The following is a 9,293-nucleotide window of genomic DNA, read 5'->3' as shown; positions in this document are numbered from 1 at the left end:
GAGTTTTCCGTTTCGTCTGCGCCGGAAGTGGGGCGAATTATAGAGACATTGAGAGAGGCGTCAAGCACTAATTCAAACTTTATTCCCGATTCAGCGTAACGCGCCCGAAAGCCTTCTTCCCGGCCTGACAAACATGGGTCGCGCCGATCTTGAAGATGAAACCGCGATCCACGACTTCACCATCTATACGTACGCCACCGGAAGTCAGCAGATCACGAGCGACTGCGGAGTTCTTGACCAAGCCTGCCTTATTAAGGACAGCGGCAATCGGCATGTCTTCGGCTGCCGACAAGGCGATCTCCGGCAAATCGTCAGGCAGTTCGCCGTCTTTCATGCGATTCCCGGCGGAGCGATGCGCCGAAGCTGCGGCTTCCTCACCATGGAAACGAGCAACGATTTCCTCGGCCAGCTTGATCTTGATGTCGCGCGGATTTGCACCCTTCTCGCAGTCGGCCTTGAAACCGTCGATCTCTTCCATGGAGCGGAAGCTCAGCAGCTCGAAGTAGCGCCACATCAATGCATCCGGAATGGAAACCAGCTTGCTGTACATGATGCCGGGCGCTTCCTGGATACCAACGTAGTTACCCAGCGACTTGGACATCTTCTTCACACCGTCCAGACCTTCCAGCAACGGCATGGTCAACACGCATTGTGCTTCTTGCCCGTATGCACGCTGAAGCTCGCGCCCCATCAGCAGGTTGAATTTCTGGTCAGTACCGCCAAGCTCGACATCAGCTCGCAACGCCACCGAGTCGTAGCCCTGCACCAATGGATACAGGAACTCATGGATTGCAATGGACTGGTTGGATTTGTATCGCTTGTCGAAGTCATCGCGCTCGAGCATGCGAGCGACGGTGTACTGGGAGGACAGGCGTATGAAGTCGGCCGGACTCAGCTGATCCATCCAGGTGGAGTTGAAGGCCACTTCTGTTTTAGCGGGATCGAGAATCTTGAAGACTTGCGCCTTGTACGTCTCGGCGTAATCAAGAACCTGCTCGCGAGTCAGCGGCGGGCGCGTAGCGCTCTTGCCGCTAGGGTCACCGATCATGCCGGTGAAGTCCCCAATCAGGAAGATCACCTGGTGACCCAGATCCTGGAATTGGCGCAGCTTATTAATAAGCACCGTGTGACCCAAGTGCAGATCAGGAGCCGTAGGGTCAAAACCGGCCTTGATGCGCAGTGGCTGACCACGCTTGAGCTTCGCGATGAGCTCGGACTCGACAAGGAGTTCATCTGCGCCACGCTTGATCAGCGCTAGCTGCTCTTCAACCGACTTCATAACCGCCCCGTAAGCCTTATTTCAAAGGGAAACAACCATACAAGATCACCGCCCAAATACAAGTTCCGGCAACAGGTGCTCGACGAATCGCGGAACGATCCGATCGCAAGCTTGCCTCAGGCGAGATTTGGTTATATTTTATACAGTTATTTCATCTTCATCATGTCATTCATCTTTTCCATTTCACCTTTTTTCAAAGTCAAAATTACTTATGAACGACACTCCGCCTAAAGCGCCGCCGCTTTATCCGAAGAGCCACCTGCTAGCTGCCAGCGGTATCGCAGCCTTGCTGAGCCTGGCGCTTCTGGTTTTTCCATCCAGCGATGTCGAAGCCAAAAAGACCAACATGTCCCTCGAGCTGGACACGCCATCTGATCAGTTCAAGCAAGAACAAGACGCTCAGGATCAGACTCAAGCCACAGAGCCACCTGCAAATTCTCCGTTTGCGCAAATCGACAACAGCGCTGACGAGCCCGATAACACCGCCAACGCCGAGACACAGACCCCGACTGCAAAGCCTGAAGCGGTCGCGGCAGCCAAAAGCCCGAATCACAGAGAAGTCGTGGTTTCCAAGGGCGATACCCTCTCGACGCTGTTCGAGAAGGTGGGCCTTCCACCGGCCACCGTTCATGAAGTCATCGCCAGCGACAAGCAAGCCAGGCAGTTCAGCCAGCTCAAGAACGGTCAGGTTCTGCAGTTCGAGCTTTCGCCTGAGGGCAACCTCAAGCAATTGCACAGCAAGCTCAACGATCTGGAGAGCATCAGTCTCTCGCGCACCGACAAGGGCTACACCTTCACGCGTGACGTCAGCAAACCGAACGTCCGCACGGCCTACGTTCACGGGATCATCAGCAACTCATTGTCGCAATCGGCACAGCGCGCAGGCCTGAGCCACAGCATGACCATGGACATGGCCAATATCTTTGGCTATGACGTGGATTTCGCTCAGGACATTCGCAAGGGTGACGAATTCGACGTCATTTACGAGCAGAAGGTCGTTAATGGCAAGACGGTCGGCACCGGCAACATTCTCTCGGCGCGCTTCACCAACCGCGGTAAAACCTACACGGCTGTTCGCTACACCAACAAGCAAGGCAACACCAATTACTACACGGCCGATGGCAACAGCATGCGCAAGGCGTTCATTCGCACGCCTGTCGAGTTCGCGCGCATCAGCTCGATGTTTTCCATGGGACGCAAGCACCCGATCCTGAACAAGATCCGCGCTCACAAAGGCATCGACTATGCCGCCCCACGTGGCACGCCGATCAAGGCGACCGGTGACGGCAAGGTCATTCTGGCCGGGCGTCGTGGCGGCTACGGCAACACGGTCATCATTCAGCACGGCGAAACCTATCGCACGCTCTACGGCCATATGCAGGGCTTCGCCAAAGGCATTCAAAACGGGTCGAGCGTCAAGCAAGGTCAAGTCATCGGCTATATTGGAACGACCGGCCTGTCGACAGGTCCGCATGTACATTATGAGTTCCAGGTAAATGGCGTTCACGTTGACCCGTTGGGGCAGAAGCTGCCAATGGCCGACCCGATCGCCAAGTCCGAAAAACAGCGGTTCATGCAAGAAAGCCAACCTCTGATGGCGCGCATGGACCAGGAAAAGGCCACCATGCTGGCCTCGAGTAAGCGCTGACCCATGACTTTATATGTAGGTGTAATGTCCGGAAGCAGTCTTGATGGACTCGACTTCGCCCTCGTTGAACAGGATGACCGACCACGTCTGCTCGGCACCTATTACATTCCTATGCCGGATGATCTGCGCGCCGAGCTTCTGGGCCTTTGTGCCAGCGGTCCGGATGAACTGGCGCGCGCAGGTATCGCGGAGCAGAAATGGGTTCGCCTTGCAGCCCAAGGCGTGCATGCCCTGCTGGACCAGCAAAACGTACTTGCCGGCGAGATCCGCGCCATCGGCAGCCACGGTCAGACCATTCGCCACGAGCCGGCGCGTGGTTTTACCGTGCAGATCGGCAACCCTGCCCTGCTGGCAGAGCTGACCGGGATCACTGTCGTCAGTGACTTCCGCAAGCGCGACATCGCCGCAGGCGGTCAAGGTGCTCCCCTGGTCCCCGCTTTTCATGAAGCACTGTTCGATGACAACAAGGACTATCGCGCCGTCCTGAACGTCGGCGGATTCAGCAACCTCAGCCTGATCGAGATCGACAAGCCGGTTTCAGGCTTCGACTCGGGGCCGGGCAACGTGCTGCTCGACGCCTGGATTCAAGCCCAGCGCGGCCTGAGCTATGACAAGGATGGGGCTTGGGGCGAGAGCGGGACGGTTAACGCCGACTTGCTGAAGTCCATGCTCAGTGACCAGTTCTTCCAGACCAAAGGCCCGAAGAGTACCGGACGCGAGGTATTCAACCTGGGTTGGGTTCACCATCATATGTTTCAGCTGCCAACGCTGAAACCTGAGGATGTGCAGGCGACGTTGCTGGAGGTGACGGCGCTGAGCATCACCGAGTCGCTGCAATCGGCTCAGGCACAGACCAAAGAACTGCTGGTGTGTGGCGGCGGTGCGCACAACAAGGCACTGATGAAAAGACTGGCTGCACTGCTACCAGACACGAAGGTCTCCAGCACTGCGGAATTCGGTGTCGACCCTGACTGGGTCGAGGCGATGGCCTTTGCCTGGCTTGCGCATTGTGCGCTGGAAAGCGTCCCGGCCAACCGCCCAAGCGTCACCGGCGCTGCGGGACTGCGTGTACTCGGTGCGATCTATCCTGCGTAGCCGATACGCTGAACGCCGAAATACAAAACGCCGCGCATAAGCGCGGCGTTTTCGTTTGCAGCGTATGACTCAGATGGAGAACGACGATCCGCAACCACAGGTGGTGGCGGCGTTCGGGTTCTTGATCACGAAGCGAGAACCTTCGAGACCTTCCTGATAGTCCACTTCAGCGCCTGCCAGATACTGGAAGCTCATCGGATCGACGACCAGGCTGACGCCCTCGCGCTCGACAATGGTGTCGTCGTCGGCCACATCTTCATCGAATGTGAAGCCATATTGAAAGCCGGAACAGCCCCCGCCGGTCACGAATACACGCAACTTCAGGCGGTCATTACCCTCTTCGTCGACGAGGGTCTTCACTTTGTGCGCAGCACCGTGAGTGAATTCCAAAGCCACTGGAGTGAAGGTTTCAACGCTCATGCTCAAAGTCTCCCGGCGCTAAGCCGTCATAATGCGTAATGCGCGCATTATCCGCTTGTCCTAGAAAATTGGTCAACTATTCTGACGGCAGCGAGTAGCTCCAAGCGATAAGCTGCAAGCTAAAAGCATCATGAGCGCCTTCCAACTTGCAGCTCGCCGCTCGCCACTCGCAGCTGCCTTAAGGCAGCATTCCGGCGTGAGACAGGCCCATGCGCTCGTCCAGTTCAAACATGATGTTCATGTTCTGCACAGCCTGACCCGACGCGCCTTTCACCAGGTTGTCGATGACCGAGAGCACCACGACCAGATCGCCGTCCTGTGGACGATGCACTGCGATGCGACAGACGTTGGCGCCGCGCACGCTGCGGGTTTCCGGGTGACTGCCGGCTGGCATGACGTCGACGAAAGGCTCGTTCGCGTAGCGCTTTTCGAACAACGCCTGCAGGTCGACCGACTTGTCCACAACGGTCGAATACAAGGTGGCGTGAATGCCACGAATCATCGGCGTCAAATGCGGGACAAACGTCAGGCCGATGTCTCCGCCCGCGGCACGGCGCAGTCCCTGACTGATCTCTGGAAGATGGCGGTGACCTTTTACCGCGTAAGCCTTGAAGCTCTCGCTGGTTTCCGAATACAACGAACCCACGCTGGCGCCACGGCCTGCGCCACTGACGCCGGATTTGCAGTCAGCGATCAGGCGGGTCGGATCGGCAAGCCCTGCTTCGAGCAATGGCAGGAAACCCAACTGCGTCGCCGTCGGGTAGCACCCAGGGACGGCGATCAGGCGAGCGCCCTTGATTTTTTCGCGGTTGACTTCTGGCAGCCCGTAAACGGCCTCGTCCAGCAGCTCCGGTGCGCCGTGCGGCTGGTTGTACCACTTGGCCCACTCCACAGGATCCTGCAGACGAAAGTCTGCGGACAGATCGATAACCTTGGTGCCGGCCGCCAGCAGTTCGCCTGCCAAGGCGTGGGCCACCCCGTGGGGCGTGGCGAAGAACACCACATCACAGGCGCCGAGGACCTTGACGTCCGGAACGCTGAACGCCAGGCCGTCATAGTGGCCGCGCAGGTTCGGGTACATGTCGGCGACTGGAAGGCCCGCCTCGGAGCGCGAAGTGATCGCTACCACTTCTGCTTCTGGATGTTGCGCCAACAGACGCAGCAACTCGACGCCGGTGTAACCCGTGCCGCCGACGATACCGACCTTGACCATAATCTGCCCTCAACGAAACCACTGGAAAGCCGCTGATAATATGGGCCCGTCGCCTGCGGGACAACCGTGAACGTGACGTACGGGCGTTCAAGCCACTACTATTTGCGCCACCGTGATCCTGGAAAAAACCAAAAATGCTCTATCTCTGGATAAAAGCGCTGCATATTGTTTCGATCGTCTGCTGGTTCGCAGGCTTGTTCTACCTTCCGCGACTGTTCGTCTATCACGCGATGAGCGAGGACAGCGTCAGCCGCGAGCGCTTCTGCACCATGGAGCGCAAGCTCTACCGGGGCATCATGGGCCCGGCGATGATTGCAACGCTGGTGTTCGGCATCTGGCTCATCACGCTCACCCCCGGATTTCTCCAGCAAGGCTGGATGCACGCCAAACTCACGCTGGTGGTCCTGCTGATCGGCTATCACCATGTCTGTGGCGCACAGGTCAAACGCTTCGCACGCGGAGAAAACGGCCGCAGCCATGTTTTCTATCGCTGGTTCAACGAAATCCCTGTATTGATTCTTCTTGCTATCGTCATTCTGGTGGTCGTCAAGCCGTTCTGATTGCAGCCCTTCGAGTCGCATTTCACTCAAGACAAGGAAGCCGCGTATGGCCGAACACTTCAAGATCGTTTTCGAGGGGCAGCTGCGGCCCGGTGTAGAGCTGGAAACCGCGCGTCTTAATCTGGCCCAGTTGTTCAAGAGCGACGTGTCTGGCATAGACCGCCTGTTCGCGACCCGGCCGGTGACGGTCAAGCGCGGCCTTACCCAGGACGATGCGCAGCGTTATCTGAAGGCGCTGAACGATGCGGGCGTGGAAGGCCGGATCGAGCCCGAAGAACCCTTGACCTTGAGTCTTGATGAGGTCGAGCAGGCCGCGCCGCAGACACCGGCCTTCGAACCCGCCGTTTCGCCCTACGCGCCACCTCGAGCATCGGCTACCCAGGACTGGCCGGATGTCGGCGCGCTCAAAGTGTTCAGCGTACAAGGCCGGATCGGCCGCTTGCGCTATCTGGCGTGGAGCATGGTGCTGGTTCTGGTGGCCATGGTCATCAGCGGCGTCTGCTTCGCGATACTGAGTGTGTCGCTGATTGCTGGCGGCCTGCTTGGCACCATCGCCCTCGTGGCGGTGATCGTGGTGTGTATCCAGATTGGCGCGCAACGCCTGCATGATGCCGGCTGGTCGGCGTGGCTGCTGTTGCTCTATCTGGTGCCCATTATCGGCACGTTCTTTCCCCTCTTGCTGATCGCTATTCCTGGCAATGCCGGCCCGAACGCGTATGGTCCGCCGCCGCCTCCCAACAACCGAGGAGTCAAGATTCTTGCGACGCTGTGGCTGCTAGTCCTTGCTCTGGTGTTCATCGGCGGGGTCAGAGACGGTTTCCAGAGCATTCAGGACGAAGTAGAGGCAACCACTGGCGATTACGAGCAGTCTCTGCCTTATGACGACGATGACGCCGCGCAACCTGAGGTACCCGTTGATCCTGCAGATATTGGTGACTCTTCCGACAACGAAGACGACCAATAACCTACTGGCAGCAAGGAAGCTGTCTCAACACTCGCGACACCCTGACTGGAGAATCGCATGACCCGTTACGCCCTGGTCACAGGTGCATCCAGCGGCATTGGCCTGGCCCTGGCCGAAGCGTTGGCCCGCCGAGGACGCAACCTCATTCTGGTCGCTCGCCACCGGGACATGCTGGAAAGCATCGCTATCGAGTTCACTCAGCGCTTCGGCGTCGAGGTCCTGTTCCGTGCCTGCGATCTGGGGGAGCCACTGCGCCTGTCGGGATTTCTGCTGGAACTCGAAGAAGGCGAGCGGCAGATCGACCTGCTGGTGAACTGCGCGGGAATTGGCAACAGCGGCCCGTTTCTGGCGCAAGAATGGGCGCAGGAGCAGGACCTGCTGGACCTCAACGTGCTGGCATTGACGCGCCTGTGCCACACCGTTGGCAATCTGATGGCCGTTCAGGGTGGCGGGCAGATTCTCAATGTCGCGTCGATCATGGGCTTTCAACCCGGCCCGTGGATGAGCACCTATGCTGCCAGTAAGGCCTACGTCCTGCATTTTTCCGAAGGCCTGCGCGAAGAGCTGAAAAAGACCGGCGTGAAGATTTCAGTCTTGTGCCCGGGGCCGACCCGAACGTCGTTTTTCCGCACCGCGCAGCTGAGCGCTGATAAATTCACCGATGACAAGACCATGACGGCGGAAGAGATCGCGCTGTATACCGTTCGCGCACTCGACAGGAACCGCGCAGTGATCATTCCAGGCTGGCGCAACCGGTTCATAACCCGCTTGCCTCGCCTCACCGGCCGTTGGATGACGCGGAAAATCTGGGGATCGCTGCTCAAGTCGCGCACCTCAGCCTGATCAACCAAGCGCTACAAACGACTGGGCGCAGCGCGACTCGCTCAGTACACTCGGTTCATTCCCCCAGAAACGGAGAAACAAGGCTGTGGAAACTCTGTTCACCAAGATCATCAACCGGGAGATACCGGCCAAGATCATCTACGAAGATGATCAGGTGCTGGCGTTTCACGATATCGCCCCTCAAGCGCCGGTGCATTTTCTGGTTATCCCGAAAAAGCCGATCCGCACCCTCAACGACGTCACCGAAGAAGATAAAGGCCTGTTGGGCCACATCCTCTTTACCGCGCAGCGTCTGGCGAAAGAGCAAGGCTGCGAGGACGGTTTTCGCGTGGTGATGAATACCAACGAGAAAGGTGGCCAGACCGTCTATCACATTCACATGCATGTGCTGGGCAAGCGCCAGATGACCTGGCCGCCGGGCTGAGTCGCGATATCAATGAGTTACGCCCGCCGAGTGTCTGGCATGGACCTCGGCGGGCTGACGCAGAACAAGCCTCGCCACATCGATTGAGGTAGACTGGCCGCCGTGGATTTATCCGGAGGTGCCCATGGCTACCGAACGTCACTACTCCCCTATCGATCGTTTTCTACTTCAGGCCGATGCCGCGATGAAGACGCTGCTGCCTGCCAGCGCGCATTCCCATCGCCCCTCGCCTGCCATCGTCCAGCCCGACACCAAGATGAGCGAGACCGACACCCGACACGTTGCCGGCCTGATGCGCATCAACCATACCGGCGAAGTGTGCGCCCAGGCGCTGTATCAGGGTCAGGCGCTGACGGCGAAGTTGCCCCACGTGCGCAAGGCGATGGAGCATGCGGCTGAAGAAGAAATCGACCATCTGGTGTGGTGCGAGCAACGCATTCATCAGCTGGGCAGCCATACCAGCGTGCTCAACCCTGTTTTCTACGGTATGTCGTTCGGGATCGGTGCAGTCGCCGGCCTGATCAGCGACCGTGTGAGTCTTGGCTTCGTCGCAGCGACCGAAGATCAGGTGTGCAAGCATTTGAACGAGCATCTGGAACAATTGCCAATTGAGGATGAAAAATCCCGGGCGATTCTTGAGCAGATGCGTGCCGACGAAGAGCAACATGCCGAGGGTGCCATTCAGGCGGGCGGCTTCCGCTTTCCGGCACCGGTCAAATTTGGCATGAGCCTCCTGGCCAAGGTCATGACCAAGAGTACGTATCGGATCTGATGATCCGGGATTGATGTTGTTGTGTCCAGTCCTGAAATAGGTTTACACCTGTTTCACCCTTAAAACGCTCGATGC

Annotated in this window: 10 protein-coding genes; 7 read left to right on the top strand and 3 right to left on the bottom strand. The window is 58.1% G+C overall.

The genetic code is table 11. The features are described from left to right. Positions 1–79: 79 nt before the first annotated feature. Positions 80–1,279, bottom strand: a complete 1,200-nt coding sequence (gene tyrS, locus QRN36_RS22290) for a tyrosine--tRNA ligase (RefSeq protein ID WP_285426051.1) — start codon at positions 1,277–1,279, stop codon at positions 80–82. A 211-nt stretch (positions 1,280–1,490) separates the two neighbouring features. On the opposite strand from tyrS, the gene QRN36_RS22285 reads away from it, so the two are divergent. Together QRN36_RS22285 and QRN36_RS22280 are read left to right on the top strand one after the other, a co-directional pair. Further along, complete coding sequence (locus QRN36_RS22285; protein WP_285426050.1) at positions 1,491–2,927, top strand: peptidoglycan DD-metalloendopeptidase family protein; 1,437 nt, start codon at positions 1,491–1,493, stop codon at positions 2,925–2,927. Positions 2,928–2,930: 3 nt separating this feature from the next. Further along, a complete protein-coding gene (locus QRN36_RS22280) occupies positions 2,931–4,022 on the top strand; it encodes an anhydro-N-acetylmuramic acid kinase (protein WP_285426049.1) in 1,092 nt (363 codons plus the stop codon). A 69-nt stretch (positions 4,023–4,091) separates the two neighbouring features. Here QRN36_RS22280 and erpA read toward each other — a convergent pair whose 3' ends face one another. After that, on the bottom strand, positions 4,092–4,442 hold the full coding sequence (erpA, locus tag QRN36_RS22275) for an iron-sulfur cluster insertion protein ErpA (RefSeq protein WP_093468773.1): 351 nt from the start codon (positions 4,440–4,442) through the stop codon (positions 4,092–4,094). A gap of 178 nt (positions 4,443–4,620) precedes the next feature. Then, positions 4,621–5,655, bottom strand: coding sequence for an N-acetyl-gamma-glutamyl-phosphate reductase (gene argC, locus QRN36_RS22270; RefSeq protein WP_285426048.1), 1,035 nt, complete (start codon positions 5,653–5,655; stop codon positions 4,621–4,623). A gap of 134 nt (positions 5,656–5,789) precedes the next feature. On the opposite strand from argC, the gene hemJ reads away from it, so the two are divergent. The 5 genes from hemJ (at position 5,790) to coq7 (ending at position 9,218) form a co-directional block, all read left to right on the top strand. After that, on the top strand, positions 5,790–6,215 hold the full coding sequence (gene hemJ / locus QRN36_RS22265; protein WP_093468767.1) for a protoporphyrinogen oxidase HemJ: 426 nt from the start codon (positions 5,790–5,792) through the stop codon (positions 6,213–6,215). Between the two features lie 46 nt (positions 6,216–6,261). Beyond that, positions 6,262–7,179 carry a DUF805 domain-containing protein gene (locus QRN36_RS22260; protein WP_285426047.1) on the top strand — a complete coding sequence of 306 codons (918 nt, stop codon included), beginning with the start codon at positions 6,262–6,264 and terminating at the stop codon, positions 7,177–7,179. Positions 7,180–7,236: 57 nt separating this feature from the next. Continuing rightward, positions 7,237–8,022: an SDR family oxidoreductase gene (locus QRN36_RS22255; RefSeq protein ID WP_285426046.1), complete on the top strand. Its 786-nt coding sequence runs from the start codon at positions 7,237–7,239 to the stop codon at positions 8,020–8,022. Positions 8,023–8,107: 85 nt separating this feature from the next. Then, positions 8,108–8,446 carry a histidine triad nucleotide-binding protein gene (locus tag QRN36_RS22250; RefSeq protein WP_074752196.1) on the top strand — a complete coding sequence of 113 codons (339 nt, stop codon included), beginning with the start codon at positions 8,108–8,110 and terminating at the stop codon, positions 8,444–8,446. Positions 8,447–8,570: 124 nt separating this feature from the next. After that, positions 8,571–9,218 carry a 2-polyprenyl-3-methyl-6-methoxy-1,4-benzoquinone monooxygenase gene (gene coq7 / locus QRN36_RS22245; RefSeq protein WP_285426045.1) on the top strand — a complete coding sequence of 216 codons (648 nt, stop codon included), beginning with the start codon at positions 8,571–8,573 and terminating at the stop codon, positions 9,216–9,218. The last annotated feature ends 75 nt before the right edge of the window (positions 9,219–9,293 follow it).

Source organism: Pseudomonas sp. efr-133-TYG-103a (assembly GCF_030209235.1).
GTDB lineage: Bacteria > Pseudomonadota > Gammaproteobacteria > Pseudomonadales > Pseudomonadaceae > Aquipseudomonas.
The sequence above is the reverse complement of the archived record's forward strand: the minus strand, read 5'-3'. Positions and strand labels throughout refer to the sequence as shown.

Bases quoted from the DNA above. Each gene is read 5' to 3' on its own strand.
- QRN36_RS22255 (WP_285426046.1), top strand. From the start codon at position 7,237: ATGACCCGTTACGCCCTGGTCACAGGTGCATCCAGCGGCATTGGCCTG.
- argC (WP_285426048.1), bottom strand. From the start codon at position 5,655: ATGGTCAAGGTCGGTATCGTCGGCGGCACGGGTTACACCGGCGTCGAG.
- QRN36_RS22285 (WP_285426050.1), top strand. From the start codon at position 1,491: ATGAACGACACTCCGCCTAAAGCGCCGCCGCTTTATCCGAAGAGCCAC.
- tyrS (WP_285426051.1), bottom strand. From the start codon at position 1,279: ATGAAGTCGGTTGAAGAGCAGCTAGCGCTGATCAAGCGTGGCGCAGAT.
- erpA (WP_093468773.1), bottom strand. From the start codon at position 4,442: ATGAGCGTTGAAACCTTCACTCCAGTGGCTTTGGAATTCACTCACGGT.
- QRN36_RS22260 (WP_285426047.1), top strand. From the start codon at position 6,262: ATGGCCGAACACTTCAAGATCGTTTTCGAGGGGCAGCTGCGGCCCGGT.
- hemJ (WP_093468767.1), top strand. From the start codon at position 5,790: ATGCTCTATCTCTGGATAAAAGCGCTGCATATTGTTTCGATCGTCTGC.
- coq7 (WP_285426045.1), top strand. From the start codon at position 8,571: ATGGCTACCGAACGTCACTACTCCCCTATCGATCGTTTTCTACTTCAG.
- QRN36_RS22280 (WP_285426049.1), top strand. From the start codon at position 2,931: ATGACTTTATATGTAGGTGTAATGTCCGGAAGCAGTCTTGATGGACTC.